Here is a 17,194-nt window from a genome sequence, read left to right as displayed (position 1 = left end):
CGGTTTTTGCATCTCGGCGACCGTGAGGCCGATGCTAACGGTCCGCCTCCGCAAAAACCGTGCCGGTTCCGGGCTCGCGCCGTCGGGGGAATCGCCTGCGATCGCCAGCGGCCGTTTTTCACGGCCCCCGGTGAGGTGCAAAGAGTCAGTCGAGGCGGTACACGTATTCGGCGAGGAAGGCGTCGTCGGCGTAGAGGAGCAGGTGGTACTCACCGGGCGGCAGGCTTTCACCGGCGGGCGGCTGTAGCTTGAAGCGTGCGACGCCGTGGGGAGTGATCAAGTCAACCTCCCGCTTCGCGTCCTCCAGGGTTGTCGTGGCGTAGCGCCACTCGCTTCGGAGCGTCGTTGCCGGTTCCTGATGGCGGAAGTGCACCGCCGCGCGCAGTCCGGCGGCGTCGCCGCTCAGCCGTGTTTCGAAGACGGGTTCGGCCGGCGGCAGCTCGAATTGTTCGGTCAGCAGGCGGTCGTCGTCGACGAGGAAGTCGACCCGGTGGCGTCCCCGGGGAAGCTGGGCACCGCCGAGTTCGAAGATGACGGTTCCATCGCCCGGCGCCAGCGCCTCTTCGGTGAGCCTCAAGGCGTCTCCGGGCGGTGTCCAGTGACAACTCAACAGCTCATAATCCGCTGCGTTCTGATACAGCAGCTGCAGCTCGATCCGCTCCGGTTCCGGCGGCGGCGGGGTGTAGAGCTGAATGTCGAGCAGCTCCAGCCGCAGCCCTCCCGTGGCACTGTAAACCAGTACGAGGGCGCCGCCGATGACCACCAGGCTAAGCAGAGGCAGCAGGCGGCGCATCATTCCACCGCCCGGACCTTGGCCGCGGCGAGTTCGACGGCCCGTTCCTCGGCGGCCAGCAGCTCCAGCAGGCTCCGAGCGAAGTCATCGACCTCCAGGCCCAGTTCATTGAGGCCGACGGCGGGCACCGGTGCTCCGGCGGGATCGATGTTGATTCCCAGGTGCAGCAGGCCCGCCACGGGGCTGCGGGTGGCGATGGATACCGACAGTTTGCGCGGGGGGGCTCCGTGAAGGTAGAGGTCGTCGCCGACGCAGTCGACGGCCGTTCCGCGCCGGCGCAGCTCGTCGGCCGTTCGGGCGACGTAGAGGCGCTGGCGTAGGACCATCTCCGGCAGCCCGCGGCCGAAGAAGACCCCGACGAGGTGCAGCATCTCGGCGGCGACGATCACCGCGCCGGCGTCGCGGTCGACGAGATCGACGAGGGCGGTTGTCGGGACCCGGGCCGGGCCGCGCCAGGCCGCCAGGGCGTCGCTTTCCAGACCGGCGAAGCGCCGGGGCCAGTGGGTGGTCAATTGCCCGCCGTCGTAGGGCGGTCCGTCGACGCGATAGGCTGTTTGGATGGGGGAGGTCATCGTCGGTCGCCGAAGAGCGGTCCGCCGCTGCGCCGCGATCGGCCGGGACAGCGATCCCCGTCGACTCGGCGAACCGGATTGCGCAGTGGACCTAGAACAAGCGGCTGCGCAGGTTGAGGCCGATATTGAACGAGGTGTCGTCGGGGTCGTACTCGTCGAGGAGGTAGTTGGCGTCGAAGGCCACTATCAGATCGCCGAAGACGTTATAGGAGATCTCCATCCCGATACTGTGCTCGGAGGAGTAGGAGGTGTCGGTGTACTGTGAGGAGCTGTAATCCCAGTTATAATAGAACTCGAAGGAGAGGCGGGGCGAGGGGGTCAAGTTGACGATGGCGCTGATGTCGTTGGAGTAGCGTAGCCAGGTGGTGCCGGTCTCGCCGCCGACGGGAAAGCTGATCTGCTCGGAGAAATCACCGGAGAACCTGAGGTTCCAATAATCGGAGATGCTGAAGGTGGGTTCGATGGAGAACTTGCGCTTAAGGCTGTCGCTCCCCGAGGAGAAGTCTTCGCTGCGCTGGTTGTAGCGTTCGAAGGCCACCGTGTACTTGACCCGCACGCCGTCGGCGACACGGCTCTCGCCGCCGAACTCCAGTTCCAGGTTGCTCCCCCGGGGCAGGGAGCTCGAGGATTCACGCACGGTGCGGTCGAACCCCAGATCGATATTGGTGAACAGCTCGGTGTAGCGGGTCAGCTTCCACTTGACGCCGGAGCGGATTGTCTGGCTGAGGCGGTGGACGTCACGGTTCTCGGCGATGGTGTAAACGTAGGAATCCAGCACGATGCTGTGCCGCAGGGTCATGACGAAGCCCAGACCCAGGTCGAGCTGGGAATCGGTCAGCATGGCGTTCTTGTAGTATTCGTAGATCGAATCGGCCACACTGAAGCGCGGCGGGGGGGCCAGTCCGTTGTCGTCGGTGTAGTTGCGGGTTTCGTCGTTACGGGTGAACGACCAGTGGAGCTTGGAGTCGTCGGTGGGATCGAAGTTGAGCCCGACCTTCCAGTTCAACGACTCGGTGCGGGTGTTGTAGAGGGGGGACATCGGGGTCTTGGTGCGATACTCGGGGATGGGGTGCAGCTCGGGGTAGATCAGGTAGTAATATTTGTCCAGCCAGACCTCTTCGTTGAGGTAGAAGGTTTGGCTGTCCGAGTACTCGCCGTTGAGGGTCAGCTCCAGGTCGGCCGGTAGATCGATGGCGGTGTCGGCGGCCAGGCTGTTGCTGTAGAGATCCATGTCGCGCTCGATCAGTTTCCGATCACGGTGCAGCTGACCGCTGAAGGTGTAGCGCAGATTGAAGCTGGTTCGGGGACTCAGGGTGTAGGCTCCGTTGAGGGAGCTGGTGAAGACGCCGTAGTAGTACTCGGAATCCAGCAGGGGCTGGTTGGGGTAGGTGCGCGCGTCCCGGGAGAGCTGGGCGGAGAGGTCCAGTCGGCCGGCCTCGGAGAGGTGGTAGCTGACGTTGAGGGTCCCGTAGGCCGCCAGCATGTCGTACTCGCGGTCGATGAAATCGAAGAAGTACTGGTAGCTCTCCTCCTCGATGTTGCTGATGTTGAGGTAGGCCGAGAAGTCGGCCTTGAGCTTGTCGGAGAAGGTGTAGTTGGTGGTGGCCCCGATGCGGTGGGTGAAGGACTTGAAGCGCTGCTGGGACTTGCTGTTGTCGGAGTAGCTCTCGCCCTGCTCGTAGTAGGTGGTGATCTTCTGCTTGTCGCCCAGAGCGTAGATCAAATCGGCGCGCAGGGTGCGCTCGATCCTCTCGCTCTCAGCCTCCGGCCGGTCGGAGATGTTCTGCGTCGTGGTCAGTTGGAGCTCGATGTCGTCGGCCAGGGCGAAAGTGTAGCTGTAGTCGGCGCCGACCTGGTTTAGCTTCTTGCCGCCGCCGAAGGTGAAGGTATAGCCGGGCTGGGCTCCGGTATCGCCCCGGTCGTCGGCGGCCACCGCCGCCGGCAGCGCCAGGAGCGTCAGGAGCGTCAGGATCAGTGCGGTTGGGATGGTACGACGCAAGGGCGCTCCGGGTCTGTTCTGGGTTGACGAAGCTTCTATCGATGGACGGTGGCGCGGTCGGATGCCCATGCCGTCGACGGCTCGGAGGGGTTGTCAGCAAGCGGGGACGCCGCCGGGCCGCCCCAGGATTGTAAGCCCTGCGGCCCCGACTGTCAACGCGCCGTCGCGGCCCCGCCGGAACTTTGGGACGGGGCGTATCGGGGCCGCATTCGGCCCGCGTCTCGTTGACGAAAAGACCCCGACTGTGCTAGTCTGTCTACGATAATAACCCGCATTCGCCCCCACGGACGAACAGTCTGGAGCGGCCCGCCGTCTCCGATGGTCGCCCAATCCATCCCCTCCGATGCCGATGACCGATAAACCCGCCAGCGACGCCGCCCGCAACTCCCTGCTCGAGCAGATCCGCCGCGCCGAGGGCCGGAGTGTGGACCGGGTCAAGACCGCCGAAAACGAGTCCCAGCGCCGGGTGCGTCAGGCCCGGACCCGGGCCGAAGAGGAATTCGACCAGGCCGTCAGCCGGGCCGAGAGCGAGGTCGAAGAGCTGCTCGCCAAGACCCGCGACGCGGCTGAGCGTGAGGCCGAAGAGCGGCGTCGGCGCAGCGCCGAGCGCCTCGAGGAACTCGAAAACGTAGCCCGGGAACGCCTGCCCCGGGCCAGCAAGCTGATCATCGACGCCCTGAACCGGAGCTGATCCGCGGCCGTTACCGCAGAAGCGCGGATCCGGCGGCCGTTCCCTGCTTCCCGCGAGCGTCCCCACCCCGGAGAAGCCCGTCCCCTCATGGCCAACCTGACCGTCAAGCGCCTGGAACTCCTGCTCCACGGCAGCCGTCGCCGCGAGTGTTTGCGTTGCCTGGCGGCGGCCGGCGTCGTCGAGCTGGAGAGCCGGGAAACCGAGGAAGATGACGGCGACGAGCGCCCCGATCCCGAGCCGGCCCGGCGTTCCCGCCGACTGCGCGAGCGGATCGAGCGCGCGCTGGATTACCTGGACCGTTTGGCTCCCAAGGCCGGTTTCTTCGAGGGCCTGATGGGCCGCAAGGTCGAAACCGCCGATCCCTTCGACGACGACTTCGACGCCGAGGCCGCCGTCGAGCGCGTCGAGGAGCTGGTCGAGGAAGCGAGCGGACTGCGCAAGCGCCTCGAACGGTTGTCCGAGGAACGGGCCGCCCTCGAGCGCTGGCGCGGCCTGCCCGTGGCGCCGAACGGCCTGGGCGGCACCCGCAGCGCCTTCATCGGCGCCTACAGTCTCAACCTCAAACAGCTCGGTCCCTTCAACGCCGCCCTCATCGGCGCCGCCGGTGAACTGGTGCACAGCGAGCTGCTGGACACCCGGGGCGGCGAGGCGCTGTTGCTGCTGGCCTGGCACACCTCCGTCGACGATGAGGTGCGCGAGGTGCTCAAGGGCTTCGAGCTGTCCGATTGCCCCTTGAGCGGCGACACCCCCCCCGCCGAGCGCCTGGAAGACGTCAGCCGGGAGCTGGAGGAGGCGAGCAAGGAGCTGGAGCGCTCCCGCCGGCGCGGTGCCGAACTCCTCGAACTGCGCGATCCCCTCTACCTGGCCCTGGATCGCTGCAGCACCATCGAGCAGGGCGAGGAAGTCGTCGCCAACTCCACGGCCACCGAGCAGACCATCCTGCTGCGCGGCTGGGTGCCCCCCCACACCGTCGGCGAGCTCGAGGAGGCCCTGGGCGAGCTGGAGCTGGTGCATTACGAGCTGCGCGATCCCGACGCCGACGAGGAGCCGCCGGTCTACCTCAAGAACCGCGGCGCCGTGCGGCCCTTCGAGATGGTCACCGACCTCTACGGCCGTCCCCGCAGCGGTGAGTTTGATCCCACCCCGCTGTTCGCCTTCTTCTTCGCCCTCTACTTCGGCCTCTGCCTGACCGACGCCGGCTACGGCCTGCTGCTGATTCTGGCCTCCTGGGCCGTACTGCGCTTTCTGCCCCTGGCCGAGTCGACGACCAAGATGTTCCGCCTGCTGATGATCGCCGGCGGCTTCACCGTGGTGGTCGGATTACTGACCGGAGGCATCTTCGGCCTGGACTTCGAGGCCCTGCACATCCCCGCCCTGCAGCGCTTCCGTCAGGCGGTGATGATCATCGACCCCCTCGATCCGGAGCAGATGTTCCAGTTCTTCTACTTCACCCTCGGACTGGGCTATCTGCAGATACTGGTGGGCTATGTGATCGGGTTCTTCAACGCCCTGCGCGTCGGCGACCGTTCGACGGCCTACTACCGCCGCCTGCCCTGGATCCTGTTGATGCTGGTCATCCCCGCCGCCGTCGGCCTGCCCGCCCTGGCCGGCGTCGAGGCAGCCTGGCTGTGGTACCTCGCCGGCGGTCTGGGCCTGTTCCTGCTGCTGTTCAGCGGCGTGGGCGACGACTCCGGCCTGCCCCGGCTGGGCGCCGGGTTCTTCAACCTCTACAACGGCATCAGCGGCCTGTTCTCCGACGTGCTGTCCTACGCCCGCCTGTTCGCCCTGGGGCTGGCCACCGCCGTCATCGCCCAGGTGATCAACACCATGGCCTTCGACGCCAGCATCGTCGGCGCCGTGTTGATCCTCGTCGTCGGTCACGTTTTCAACCTGGCCATCAACGCTCTCGGCGGCTTCATCCATACCGCGCGTCTGCAGTTCGTCGAGTACTTCGACAAGTTCTTCTACGGCGGTGGACGGCCCTTCCGGCCCTACACCCACCAGAGCCGTCATACGATCATCAAACGGGCCGAGAGCTGAGGAGGAGCGGGTTGCCGGTGGCGCCTTGCGCCGCTCGGCCGCTCCGACGGGTGAGTTAAGCGACGAAACAGCTATCCAGCCCATCCGCGCCGCATTGCGGCGCCATCCGGGAGGTTGCACCATGAAGCGTATCGCCATGTTCACTATCCTGTTGCTGTTGGTCTTCACGCTGGCCGCCGGGGCCAACGTCTGGGGCCCCTTTACCTGCGACGGCGACGACAACGGCGGCGGAGGCGGCGGCGGAGACGATGACGACGACGACGACGACCGTCCCCGCGCCACCGTGGTGGTCAAGAACAAGGTCTTCTGGGTACCCGAGGACCTTTCCGTCGTCACCAGCGAGAGTTTCATCACCGTGCTCTACTGGTCCTTCTTCAATCGCCTGCCCGACCGCGAGGGCTTCGACCAGAAGATGGACGCCCTCAACGCCGGTGCGAGTCGTGAATCGATCGTCCTCGGTTTCGTCAACAGCCGGGAGAACGAGAACCTGCGCGGCGACGGCTCCAAGAACAACTACTTCCTCGGCGCCCTCTACAACACCCTGCTGCACCGCCAGCCCGATCAGGACGGCCTGCACCACTGGCTGGACCGGCTCAACGACGGTTGGAGCAAGGAAAAGGTCATCCGCCATTTCCTCAACTCCGACGAGTACAAGGACAAGCACCACACGTAGCAGAGTGGCCGTGCGGGTGCCAACGGCCGTGGCAACATCCTGAAAGAAAGCGGGGGCGGGTCGGCGCTCGAGGTCAGCGCGCCGGGCCATCCGCCCCCGCCGCGACGGCAAGACTCCGGCGGAGCGGTTCCGCTGACGGAGCCCGACCGCCGGAAGAGCAGCTTTAGAGACAATCGACCGGATTTAGATCCGCTAACCCCACCCTCCGGGAGGATATGGCATGGGCCTTGTGTGGTCCTATCTCGGCGCCGCCCTCGCCGTCGCCCTGGCCGGTATCGGTTCGGCCATCGGCATCGGCTACGTCGGTCAGGCGGCCTCCGGCGTGATGTCGGAAGATCCCCGCAACTTCGGTAAGTACTTGGTGCTGACGGCCCTGCCCGGCACCCAGGGCATCTACGGCTTCGTCGCCGGCTTCCTGGTGCTGAACAAGATCGGCGCCCTGGGACAGATCAGCCCGGAACTGGGCCTGCAGATCTTCCTGGCCAGCCTGCCCATCGCCCTGGCCGGTCTGTTCTCGGCCATTCATCAGGGCAAGGTCTGCACCTCCGGTGTCGGCCTGACGGCCAAGCAGCCCTCGGAAAGCGGCAAGGCGTTGGTGCTGGGCGTTTTCGTCGAGTTCTACGCCGTCCTGGGCCTGCTGTTGACCATCTTCCTGCTCAACGCCATCGGCTGACACAACCGGCGCTCAGAGCGTGCGGGGGACGCGACGACCATGTTCGTCTATCAACGATCCCCACGCTTCACCGCCGCAGCGGAAGAGGTTGACCAAATGGGCCTGGAAGCCATCATCGATAAGATCGAAAGCGACGCCGCCGCCAGGATCGCCGAAATCGAGGGCCGGGCCGCGGAGCAGGAGCGGGAGATCCTGGAGCGTTCCCGGCGCGAGGCCGAGCGCAGGAGCGAAGAGATCCTCGAACAGGGTCGTCGCCGGGCCGAGCTCGTCAAGGAGCAGGTCGACGACATGGCCCGGCTCGAAATTCGCAAGCAGCGGCTCGAGCTCAAGCAGCACCTCCTCGACGAGGTTTTTCATGACGCCGTCGACGAGCTGCGCCAGTTGAGCGGCGAGGACTACCGCGATCTGGTGCGCTCCCTGGTCGAGAACTCCGGACTCGACGGTGAGTACGAACTCGTCACCTCGGCCGCCGAGGCCGAGCACCTGGACGAGGCTTTCCTCGACTCCTTCGAGGAGCCCAGGCTGCGCCCGGCCGGGGAGCACCGCGAGTTGGGCGGCGGCTTCATCCTGCGCCGCGGGCGCCGCGAGTTCAACTTCACCTTCACCGCCCTGACCCGCAGCCTGCGCCGCGAGCTGGAAAAACGGCTGCTCGAGGTCCTCGGCCTCGACGGGGAGTGAGGCCCGTGGCCGCCGACACCCAGATCCGGCTCTCCGGCGATACGACCTTCACCTATACTGTCGGCCGCGTTCGGGTGCTGGAGAACCGACTGCTCTCCCAACGCGCCCTGCACGACGCCGTCGCCGCCGCCGATTACGCCGCCGCCGTCGACGCCCTGCGCGAGGGCGGCTACGAGAGTGAGCCCGGCGGGGCCGGGCTGCGCCGGATGCTCGGGGAGCATCAGAGCCGCCTGCGCTCCTTCCTCTACGAGAGTCTGCCCCGCGGTCCGCTGCGCGACTACCTGCTCAGCGCCGTCGACTACGCCAACCTCAAGGCCGCCCTGATCGCCCGCTTGACCGAGAAGGAGCCGACGCTCCACGCCGGCGGCCTGGCGCCCGTGGAGGCCCTGAACGCCCTGGCCGCCGGCGGAGACGCCGACGAGCTGCCCGAGCCCCTGGACGCCGTCGCCCGCGCCGCCCTCGAGGTCTGGGAGGACGAGGGCGATCCCTACCTGTTGCAGCAGCACGTCGACCGCGCCGCGTTCAGCCGCCGTCGCGAGCTGGCCGCCGAGATCGATCTGCCCTTCCTCGACCGCTACCTCGAGCTCGAGATCGATCTGATCAACCTGGCCTCCCTGGCCCGCTGCCTCAACGCCGCCGAGCCCGCGGAGCTGGCCGACACCGCCTTCATCGACGGCGGCAGCCTCGAATACGAACGCCTGCGCCGACTGGCCCGCAGCGGCGAACGGGACGAGGCCCTCGATTACGTCCGCGGCACCCCCTACGCCGAGGTCGCCGCCGACGCCGTTTCCGGCGGCCCCGTGGGTCTGCGCCGCCTGCGGCTGGGCGGCAGCCGCCGCAAGCTCGATTTCCTGCGCCGGGCCCGGTTGGCCTCCTTCGGCGCCGAACCCGTTCTGGCCTACTATTACTTCAAGCGCAACGAGCTGGACCTCGTCCGCTTCATTCTGACCTGCAAGCTCAACGAGATTTCTCCCGACGAGATCAACGCCAACCTCGGCTTCAGCGGCTGAACCGTTGGTGCCGGCGGTGGCTTTTCTTAATCCAAGGATGCGATGAGCGAGCTGGAGCGCATCTACTTCATCGGCCGCGAGGAGCAGCTCCGGGGCTTTGTCGCCCTCGGGGTCAAGGTGCTAGGCGTGGAGAGCCTCTCCGCCGCCGAGGACGCCCTGCGCCGGGCCGTCCGCGACGACGCCGTCGCCGTCTTCATCACCGAGGACTTCGGCGATCACATGCACGAGACCCTGGAGCTGCTCAGCACCCGCACCCTGCCCGTGGTGACCCTGATCCCCACGGCAAGGGGTACCACCGGCGCCACCCGGGAACGCCTGCGCCGCCAGCTCGTGCGCGCCATCGGCGTCGCCGGTTTCCTCGGCGAGGAGGACTAGGTCGTGGATTCCGCCGCCCCCGTTCAGCGTGATGCTCATTCGCCCTCGACGATCTACCGCGAGCGGATCTTCGGTTTCTGGACCAACCTGATCTTCGGGGTGGTCTTCGCCGGACTGATCGTCGCCATCTGTCTGCTGACCCCGCTGCGCAGCAACGAGGCATTCGGTTATGTGTACTGGATCCTCCTCGGAACCCTGATCGTCGTCGGCCTGCTCTGGATCGCCCTGAGTCATCTGGCTCTGCGCTTCGAGGAAACGGGCTTCACCGTCCGGATGGGCGTCTTCGGCCTGCGGCGCCCCTGGAGCGTCGTGACCGGCGTCCGCCGCGACGAACGCGGCCGCGGCTTCTACGGCGGCTGGGGCGTCAAGGGCCGCAAGATCGACGGCAAGTGGGTCCAGGCCTTCACCACCACCCACCCCCGGATCGTCCTCGAACTCGACGATCCCGACTACCGGGAGCTGGTCTTCTCCACCCGGAAGCCGCAACGGGTGCTGGCAGTGATCGAGGAGTACGCCGGACCGTTCGACTGACCAATTCACCCCAACGTACGGAGGAACCGCCATGGCCAAGTTCCAGGTCTACGAAGGCAAGAACGGCGAGTGGTACTGGCGCCTGCGCGCCAACAACAACCAGGTCATCGCCACCGGTGGTGAGGGCTACAAGGCCAAGGCCGACTGCCTCCACGGCGTCGAGCTGGTCAAGGAGCTGGCTCCGGAGGCCGCGGTCGAAGAAGAGTAGCCGTGCCGCCCTTCGACCATCGCTCACCGGCCGGCGTGGCGGTTCATCTGCTCTACGCCGCCCTCGTCGTCGGCCAGATCGTGATGGTCTTCACCCTCGAGCCGCTGTGGTCGGTTAGTTGGCTCAAGTGGCCGGGTTACGTCCTATGGTTCGGCGCAGGCGTCCTCGGTGTGCTGCCGATCATCATCTTCCGCCGTCGGGGCGGAGTGCAACGGGGCTCCAGCTACGTCGAGACCGGCAAGCTGGTCACCGACGGCCTGTACGCCGTCGTCCGCCATCCCCAGTTCCTGGCGCTCATCTACCTGGGTCTCGCCGGCGCGTTGTTGACGCCGCACTGGGCGACGATCGCCGACGCCGTGGTCATCGGCGCGGCCTCCTACGCCGCCATGCTGGCGTCGGATCGCGAGCTGGTGGAGAAGTTCGGCGACGCCTACCGCGAGTACATGGCGCGGGTGCCAAGGGCCGCCCCGCTGTTGGGACTCCTGCGCCGCATCAGGCGCGGCGGCGCAGCTTAGACGGACGGCGGCGGGGCGAGCTGAACGGGAGCCCGACGGGGCGCTTCCGAGCGGTTTACCGGTTCTGGATGATCGGCTCCACCCCGTTTCACCGAGGTGCCCGTCCGGGGTGGCCCGGAGCTGCTGCTGGACGAGAGCGGTCTGCTGACGACGGGTGCAGTCATCGTCGAACCGCCGCAGAGAACCGCCGCAGAGAACCGCCGCAGAGAACCGCCGCTGGTCGTTGGTGAAGTGCGCCGCCCGCTGCGCCCGTTGGATGCCGACAACGCCGGGTTCGGTCCTGGGGTCAGCGTCTCGTCTATGGCGTCTTCCACTTGGACCGCGGTCAGGGGCCGGGGTTTGTTACCCTCGACTGGGGACGGGGTGAAACGAGACTTTCATGCTGCGAGAGCTTACGATCCAGCGCCTGTACCGCCTGCTCGACTCGACGCGCCTCAAGGTGCTCGCCCTGACGGCGGCGGAGTTGCTGGGACTGAGGCGCCTCCTCGTCCGCCTGGACACCAACAACTTCTGCAACCTGAGCTGCCGTTTCTGTCCCGAGGTCGCCCGACGCAGGGAATCCGATTACAGCCCCAGGGTGTTACGCTACATCGATTTCCGGCGCATCGCCGCCCAGTTGTTCCCCCGGGCCCGGATCCTCTACCTGTCCTGCAGCGGCGAGCCGCTGCTGACACCGGGCTTTCCGCGTTACCTGGAGGTAGCGGCCGCTTACGGGGTGCCCTTCATTTCCTTCGCCACCAACGGGACCCATATCGATGAGGAGCTGATCCGGGTCTGCATCGAACGCGGCATCAACCAGATCACCGTCTCTTTGGACGGCGCCACAGCCTCGACCGTGGAGTACCTCCGGCCGGGTTTGGATTTCGACGACCTGCTGACCCGTCTACGCCTGCTCGGCGAACTCAAGCGCCGTCGAGGAAGTCCGCGTCCGGAACTGCGGCTCAACTACGTCTTGATGAAAAGGAACCTGGACGAAGCGCCGCGCCTCATCGACCTGGCCGCCGAGCTGGGGGTCGACAGCGTCCAGTTTCGCCCCCTGACACCCATCCCGGAGAGCCCCTTCTGTGAAGAACAACGGCTCGAGGCCGCGCAGGGGGAGAGACTCGAAAGGACCATGGATGAGGTACGGCGTCGAGCCCGGCTCAGTGGACTCGAGCTGCTCGGGCACAGCGAGTTCGTCGGCCGTGATCGCGGTTCCACGGGCGCACTGATCAAAAGCTGCGCCTATCCCTGGTACTACCGTTACGTCAATCCCGTCGGCGGGCTGGGCATCTGCCCCCGCCGCGGGGTGATCGGCAACCTGCTCACAGACGACTACAGCACACTGATGGCTGCGCCCCGGACGCGGCGGAGACAACGCGATGTCCTGCGCGGAAACGTAGAGTGCGCCGCCCGCTGCGCCCGTTGACCCATAAGACGCCGTTGACGGCGGAAGCGCTTCCCACCGGATTACCGAGCGCTGTAGCCGTCACCTGCCGGATCGTGCTGGAATAAACAATCAAGCCGGCGAAAACGCCGGTTAGCCCCACCGCAAGCTGACGACGGCTGAAGCGAAGCCGCACTCGCGAAGCGTCGGCCCGACCCAACAACCCGCCGCTGGAGGAAGAAGCATCCATGGAACGCACGGGAACCATCGTCAAGGTCGCCGGACCCCTGGTCATCGCCGAGGGCATGGCGGGGATCAAAATGTACAACGTCGTCCTGGTCTCCGACAACAAGCTCGTCGGCGAGGTCATCGAGCTGCGCGGCGATCAGGCCAGCATCCAGGTCTACGAGGAAACCGGCGGCATCGGTCCCGGCGAGCCCGTCTACTCCACCGGAGACCCCTTGTCCGTCGAGCTGGGTCCGGGCCTGCTGACCTCGATCTACGACGGCATCCAGCGGCCCCTCGACGTCATCCGTGATCAGGTCGGTGATTTCATCACCCGCGGCGTGCGCGCCCACGGTCTGGACCGGGAGAAGAAGTGGGAGTTCACCGCCGTCGCCGAGCCCGGCAAGCAACTCGTCGCCGGTGACATCCTCGGCACGGTTCCCGAGACCCCGATCGTCGAGCACAAGGTGCTGCTACCACCAGGGGTAACCGGCGAACTCCTCGAGCTCGAGTCCGGTTCCTACACCATCGAGGAGCCCATCGGCCGGTTGAGGACGAAGGACGGCGAAGAGGTCGAGCTGCGGATGCTTCAGCAGTGGCCGGTACGCCGCCCCCGGCCCATCGAACGCAAGCGGACGCCCAACGTCCTGCTGCTCTCCGGGCAGCGGGTCATCGACACCTTCTTCCCCGTGGGCAAGGGCGGCACGGCCTGCATCCCCGGCCCCTTCGGCTCGGGCAAGACCGTCACCCAGCACCAGTTGGCCAAGTACGCCGACGCCGAGGTGATCGTCTACGTCGGCTGCGGCGAGCGTGGCAACGAGATGACCGACGTGTTGATGGAGTTCCCCGAGCTCGAGGATCCGCACACCGGCGAGAAGCTCATCCAGCGCACGGTGATGATCGCCAACACCAGCAACATGCCCGTGGCCGCCCGTGAAGCCAGCATCTACACCGGCATCACCCTGGGCGAATACTACCGCGACATGGGTTACAGCGTGGCCCTGATGGCCGACTCGACCAGCCGCTGGGCCGAGGCCATGCGCGAGATGTCGGGCCGCCTCGAGGAGATGCCCGGCGAGGAGGGCTACCCCGCCTACCTGGGAACCCGGGTGGCCGGCTTCTACGAGCGCGCCGGACGCGTCGACTGTCTGGGCTCCGACGAGCGCACCGCCACACTGACCGTCATCGGCGCCGTCTCGCCCCCCGGCGGCGACCTCTCCGATCCCGTCGTCCAGGCCACCCTGCGCGTGGTCAAGGTCTTCTGGAGCCTGGAGGACAAGCTGGCCTACGAGCGCCACTTTCCCGCCATCAGTTGGCTCAACTCCTACTCCCTCTACCTGGACAACCTGCGCGACTGGCTCGAGGAGCATTACTCCGCCGAGTGGGGTGAACAGCGCGACGAGGCCATGGCCCTGCTGCAGAAAGAGGCCGATCTCGAGGAGATCGTCCGCCTGGTGGGCACCGAGTCCCTCTCCGCCGACGACCGCCTGGTCCTCGAGGTCAGCCGCTCCATCCGCGAGGACTTCCTGCACCAGAACGCCTTCCACCCCGTCGATACCTACACCGGCGCAGCCAAGCAGTTCCGGATGCTCAAGCTGATCATGGACTACCACCGGGCCGCCAAGGCCGCCCTGGAGAACGACGACGTCGACGTCGAGGCCCTGTTCAACCTGCCCGTGCGCGAGGATATCGCCCGGGCCAAGTTCGTCCCCGAAGAGGAATTCGAAGCCCGCTTCGCTGAGATCGAACAGGCCCTCGCCAAGCAGGTCGAGGAGCTGCTGGCCCAGGGTCGCGAGGTCTAGGGGTAAAGTCGATAGCCCCGGGGCCGAGAAATGAACCAGCGGCGAGGCGTTGGCGCGTTGCTCGACCGCGGCCGGGTTTGAACGGCACAGACCGCGAAGCAGCGCAAGAAACCCGCCAACGCCGGCGGGCTGGGTCAGGCTGATCGGGAAAAGCCATCCCGTGTTCGTTCCCACGGCCCAGGCCAAACGGGTGACACGACATTTGCATTTCCACCTTCGGCGCTGACACGCTTCTTGCGGCTTGCGAGCCGGACCGCCGCCCGAGCCCCCCGACCGGCAACAAGCGCGCCACCGCCTCGATTCTGCCGGAGCTTCTTCCCATCCACCTGTTACTTTCAGCGAGAGACCAAACATCGATGAAGCGTGACCTTTACCTCTTTACCCGTTTTGGGTCGCTCCTCGCCGGCGGTTTGTTGGCGGCCGGTCTGGTGTCCGGGTGCGAGGACGAGGAGGACTTCTCCCACCTCACCCCGTGCGCCGACATCACCGGCTATCACGACCGGGCGGGGATCTGCAGCGCCGACGATCCCCTGGTCAGCTTTATGGCCGGACTCAACGACGAGAAGCCGCTGATCCTCGAGGAGAGCGGCCTGAAGACCTACGCCGTGCTGCCGGACTGCTCGGTGCGCGAGCTGAGCATCGAACCGGCCCGGATCATCTACGAGCAGGAGCCCAAACCGCGGCTGCTGTTGCGGCTCAATGACCTCGAGGGCGAGGTGACCCTGGAGGAGCTGCGCCAGGACAGCTACCTGCTGCAGGGCGACTACCTGGCCCTGCAGGTGGTGAGGGTCTCGGCGACGGAGATCTCCGGGGCCGTCTTCGTGCGCTATCCCCATTCCAGTACGCCGATCGAGTCGACGGACCCGCGCAACTGGATCATCGATACGGCCCTGGTTGCGCCGGAGGACCGCCCGGACTGGCGGCCCGAGACCCCGGCCGACGATCAAACGGCCACCTTCCAGCAGTTGGTCGGCACACCGGAGCTGGCCAACCTGGAGCGTTTTCTGCTGGCCCTGATCGGCGGCGAGATCAACAACTACGCCCTGACCATCCAGGGCCGCTACACCGGCGACTACACCGTGGCCGAGGGCGAGAGCTTCTACGCGCCCTACCCGGACACCCCGGCGGAAAGCAGCCGGGTCAGCGAGCACGCCCGCGAGGTCATCGAGCGCTTTTACCTGGGGGCGCCGGGCTGGCGCGTGGCCAACCATCTCTACGTCGAGGCCCTCGACTGGGAGGACCGCTACCTGGCCGGCCTGGGCGAACGCCTGTTCGGTCGGGAGATCGGCCTGCGGTTGACCTGGACGGACCCGGCCTCGGGCACCATCTGCTACCAGGTCGAGGACACCGTCGGGCTGGTGCGCTGGGTCTCCGACGGCAAGTGGTACGTCGACACCGACCGCATCCATCGCCGGGTGCTGGAGCGCCCGGAGAACCGCCTCTGGCTGGGTGTGGCGCCGCCGGAGGGGCTGGCCGAGATGCCGCGGGAGTTTTCCTCGTCCGACGACTTGAGCAGCCTGTCCGAGGAGGAGTACTGGGGCATGGTCGACGCGCCCAGCGCCGCCGACGATGAGGACGCCGCCGAGGACGCCGAAGACAGCGCCGAAGACAGCGCCGCTGAGAGCGCGGACCCCGATGGCGAAGGCTCCTGAAGGGCGCCGCGATGAGCGACGAACGTCTCAGACTCGCCGTGGCCTTCACGGACCTGGTGGACTCCAAGCGGGTCTTCGGCGCTCTGCCCCAGTACCTGGCCGACGAGTTCCTGCGGGCCCACAGCTCCAGCGCCCTGCGCGCGGCCCACGGCAGCACACTCCACAGCCGGTTACCCGCCCCGCCGACCAACCTGGGCGACGGCAACCTGTTCCTATTCAGCGAGCCCGACGAGGCGCTGATCTTCGCCCTCTGCCTCGACGCCTCCTGGAGGACCTATCGGCGGGAAGCGATCCTGCCCTGCCTGGAGAACGCCGACACGGACGCGCTCAAGCTGCGCATCGGTCTGCATTACGGCCTGATCTATCACGACGAGTTCAGCGCCTTCGCCACCCAGACCAACCTCTCCCGAGCCATCAACACCGCCTTCGTCCTCAAGGAGCTGGCGGCCCCGGGCGAGGCGGCGGCCGGCGAGACGCTGATAAACCTGGTCGAAAGTCGCTGTTTCATCACCAGTTACGGCGGGCGCTTCGATCCCCTGGCCCGGCGGGAAGCCGTCGGCGAGGAGGAGCGGCTGAGCTGGTATCGCCTCAAGGGCGTGTCCCGTCCCCCGGCGGTCGGTCATCTGGTCGGCCTGCCCCGGGAGCGACGCCGCCGGGTCGCCCGGGACTGGTTCTGGTACGCTCTCTACCGGGGCAACGAGACCGCGGGCATCCTCGAGGCCGTCGAGGGCTACCGCAAGGCCCTCGAGCTGGCGCCCGAGTTGAAGAGGGCCTGGCGCAACCTGGGCGCTCTGCTCTATCGGATCGGTGACCTCGACGCCGCCGCGAGCGCCCTCGAGCGAGCCGTGGAACTTGATCCCGCGGACGCCCTGGCCTGGGCTAATCTGGGCGGAGTCCTGCAGGCCCGGGGACGATCGTCGCCAGCGCAATCGGCCTGCCGACGCGCCCTGGCGCTGGACGAAGCCAACGAGCTGGCCCATTACAACCTGGGCAACGTCCTCTTCGACGACGAGGACTACGCGGCCGCCGCCGAGCACTACCGGCGCTGTCTCGAACTCAACCCCGTCTTTGCCAAGGCCCACTACAACCTGGCCTGTCTGGCCGCCCTGCGGGGCGACGTCGACGAGGCCTTCGCGGAGCTGGAACGGGCGATCGCCCTGGAGCCGAAACTGGCCCAGCGGATCGACGAAGACGAGGACCTGGCCGCCCTGCGAGACGATGAGCGCTTCGACGGCCTGGGCCTGGAGCCTTGAAAGCCGGGGGCGTATCGAGTATTCTGTTGCCCGGGTCGGCCGGCTGAACGCCGGCGGTCGCCGCTGAAGCGACGGCGCCCGCGACCTGGGCGGACAAGCGACTACGAACACCACTGAACAGCGAACACCCCAGGGACA

The 17,194-nt window shown here is 66.8% G+C and carries 17 protein-coding genes; 14 read left to right on the top strand and 3 right to left on the bottom strand.

What is annotated here, in order from left to right:
- Nucleotides 1-145 precede the first annotated feature (145 nt).
- The 3 genes from GF399_08630 to GF399_08620 all read right to left on the bottom strand — a co-directional run bounded on the left by GF399_08630 (nucleotide 146) and on the right by GF399_08620 (nucleotide 3,364).
- Nucleotides 146-793, bottom strand: a complete 648-nt coding sequence (locus GF399_08630) for a hypothetical protein (protein MBD3400384.1) — start codon at nucleotides 791-793, stop codon at nucleotides 146-148.
- Entirely contained in the window at nucleotides 793-1,365 is a 573-nt protein-coding gene (locus GF399_08625) for a DUF366 family protein (protein ID MBD3400383.1), read from the bottom strand. Before GF399_08625 ends, GF399_08630 begins: the two co-directional genes overlap by 1 nt.
- A 91-nt stretch (nucleotides 1,366-1,456) precedes the next feature.
- Nucleotides 1,457-3,364 (bottom strand): hypothetical protein, encoded by a 1,908-nt coding sequence (locus GF399_08620; GenBank protein ID MBD3400382.1) that lies wholly within the window; start codon nucleotides 3,362-3,364, stop codon nucleotides 1,457-1,459.
- A gap of 349 nt (nucleotides 3,365-3,713) precedes the next feature.
- Here GF399_08620 and GF399_08615 point away from each other — a divergent pair, with 349 nt between their 5' ends.
- The 14 genes from GF399_08615 to GF399_08550 all read left to right on the top strand — a co-directional run bounded on the left by GF399_08615 (nucleotide 3,714) and on the right by GF399_08550 (nucleotide 17,056).
- Entirely contained in the window at nucleotides 3,714-4,055 is a 342-nt protein-coding gene (locus GF399_08615; protein ID MBD3400381.1) for a hypothetical protein, read from the top strand.
- Nucleotides 4,056-4,142: 87 nt separating this feature from the next.
- Nucleotides 4,143-6,095: a hypothetical protein gene (locus GF399_08610; protein MBD3400380.1), complete on the top strand. Its 1,953-nt coding sequence runs from the start codon at nucleotides 4,143-4,145 to the stop codon at nucleotides 6,093-6,095.
- Between the two features lie 121 nt (nucleotides 6,096-6,216).
- Complete coding sequence (locus GF399_08605) at nucleotides 6,217-6,768, top strand: DUF4214 domain-containing protein (GenBank protein ID MBD3400379.1); 552 nt, start codon at nucleotides 6,217-6,219, stop codon at nucleotides 6,766-6,768.
- Nucleotides 6,769-6,988: 220 nt separating this feature from the next.
- Complete coding sequence (locus GF399_08600; protein ID MBD3400378.1) at nucleotides 6,989-7,441, top strand: V-type ATP synthase subunit K; 453 nt, start codon at nucleotides 6,989-6,991, stop codon at nucleotides 7,439-7,441.
- A 39-nt stretch (nucleotides 7,442-7,480) separates the two neighbouring features.
- Complete coding sequence (locus GF399_08595) at nucleotides 7,481-8,119, top strand: hypothetical protein (protein MBD3400377.1); 639 nt, start codon at nucleotides 7,481-7,483, stop codon at nucleotides 8,117-8,119.
- Nucleotides 8,116-9,129, top strand: coding sequence for a hypothetical protein (locus GF399_08590; protein MBD3400376.1), 1,014 nt, complete (start codon nucleotides 8,116-8,118; stop codon nucleotides 9,127-9,129). The genes GF399_08595 and GF399_08590 overlap by 4 nt, the downstream gene beginning before the upstream one ends.
- A 42-nt stretch (nucleotides 9,130-9,171) precedes the next feature.
- Nucleotides 9,172-9,504, top strand: coding sequence for a hypothetical protein (locus GF399_08585; protein ID MBD3400375.1), 333 nt, complete (start codon nucleotides 9,172-9,174; stop codon nucleotides 9,502-9,504).
- 3 nt (nucleotides 9,505-9,507) lie between these two features.
- Nucleotides 9,508-10,035, top strand: a complete 528-nt coding sequence (locus tag GF399_08580) for a hypothetical protein (GenBank protein MBD3400374.1) — start codon at nucleotides 9,508-9,510, stop codon at nucleotides 10,033-10,035.
- A gap of 31 nt (nucleotides 10,036-10,066) precedes the next feature.
- On the top strand, nucleotides 10,067-10,243 hold the full coding sequence (locus tag GF399_08575) for a DUF1508 domain-containing protein (protein MBD3400373.1): 177 nt from the start codon (nucleotides 10,067-10,069) through the stop codon (nucleotides 10,241-10,243).
- A 2-nt stretch (nucleotides 10,244-10,245) separates the two neighbouring features.
- Complete coding sequence (locus GF399_08570) at nucleotides 10,246-10,758, top strand: hypothetical protein (GenBank protein ID MBD3400372.1); 513 nt, start codon at nucleotides 10,246-10,248, stop codon at nucleotides 10,756-10,758.
- Between the two features lie 379 nt (nucleotides 10,759-11,137).
- On the top strand, nucleotides 11,138-12,166 hold the full coding sequence (locus GF399_08565; GenBank protein ID MBD3400371.1) for a radical SAM protein: 1,029 nt from the start codon (nucleotides 11,138-11,140) through the stop codon (nucleotides 12,164-12,166).
- Between the two features lie 206 nt (nucleotides 12,167-12,372).
- Nucleotides 12,373-14,151, top strand: coding sequence for a V-type ATP synthase subunit A (locus GF399_08560; protein ID MBD3400370.1), 1,779 nt, complete (start codon nucleotides 12,373-12,375; stop codon nucleotides 14,149-14,151).
- Between the two features lie 356 nt (nucleotides 14,152-14,507).
- A complete protein-coding gene (locus tag GF399_08555; GenBank protein MBD3400369.1) occupies nucleotides 14,508-15,803 on the top strand; it encodes a hypothetical protein in 1,296 nt (431 codons plus the stop codon).
- An 11-nt stretch (nucleotides 15,804-15,814) separates the two neighbouring features.
- A complete protein-coding gene (locus GF399_08550) occupies nucleotides 15,815-17,056 on the top strand; it encodes a tetratricopeptide repeat protein (GenBank protein MBD3400368.1) in 1,242 nt (413 codons plus the stop codon).
- The last annotated feature ends 138 nt before the right edge of the window (nucleotides 17,057-17,194 follow it).

The organism is Candidatus Coatesbacteria bacterium (assembly GCA_014728225.1).
GTDB lineage: Bacteria > RBG-13-66-14 > RBG-13-66-14 > RBG-13-66-14 > RBG-13-66-14 > WJLX01.
This window is presented reverse-complemented; position numbering and strand designations above follow the sequence as displayed.

Coding starts and splice junctions, on each gene's coding strand:
- GF399_08565 (MBD3400371.1), top strand. CDS start 11,138: ATGCTGCGAGAGCTTACGATCCAGCGCCTGTACCGCCTGCTCGACTCG.
- GF399_08555 (MBD3400369.1), top strand. CDS start 14,508: ATGAAGCGTGACCTTTACCTCTTTACCCGTTTTGGGTCGCTCCTCGCC.
- GF399_08560 (MBD3400370.1), top strand. CDS start 12,373: ATGGAACGCACGGGAACCATCGTCAAGGTCGCCGGACCCCTGGTCATC.
- GF399_08585 (MBD3400375.1), top strand. CDS start 9,172: ATGAGCGAGCTGGAGCGCATCTACTTCATCGGCCGCGAGGAGCAGCTC.
- GF399_08595 (MBD3400377.1), top strand. CDS start 7,481: ATGTTCGTCTATCAACGATCCCCACGCTTCACCGCCGCAGCGGAAGAG.
- GF399_08610 (MBD3400380.1), top strand. CDS start 4,143: ATGGCCAACCTGACCGTCAAGCGCCTGGAACTCCTGCTCCACGGCAGC.
- GF399_08605 (MBD3400379.1), top strand. CDS start 6,217: ATGAAGCGTATCGCCATGTTCACTATCCTGTTGCTGTTGGTCTTCACG.
- GF399_08625 (MBD3400383.1), bottom strand. CDS start 1,365: ATGACCTCCCCCATCCAAACAGCCTATCGCGTCGACGGACCGCCCTAC.
- GF399_08575 (MBD3400373.1), top strand. CDS start 10,067: ATGGCCAAGTTCCAGGTCTACGAAGGCAAGAACGGCGAGTGGTACTGG.
- GF399_08615 (MBD3400381.1), top strand. CDS start 3,714: ATGACCGATAAACCCGCCAGCGACGCCGCCCGCAACTCCCTGCTCGAG.
- GF399_08600 (MBD3400378.1), top strand. CDS start 6,989: ATGGGCCTTGTGTGGTCCTATCTCGGCGCCGCCCTCGCCGTCGCCCTG.
- GF399_08550 (MBD3400368.1), top strand. CDS start 15,815: ATGAGCGACGAACGTCTCAGACTCGCCGTGGCCTTCACGGACCTGGTG.
- GF399_08630 (MBD3400384.1), bottom strand. CDS start 793: ATGCGCCGCCTGCTGCCTCTGCTTAGCCTGGTGGTCATCGGCGGCGCC.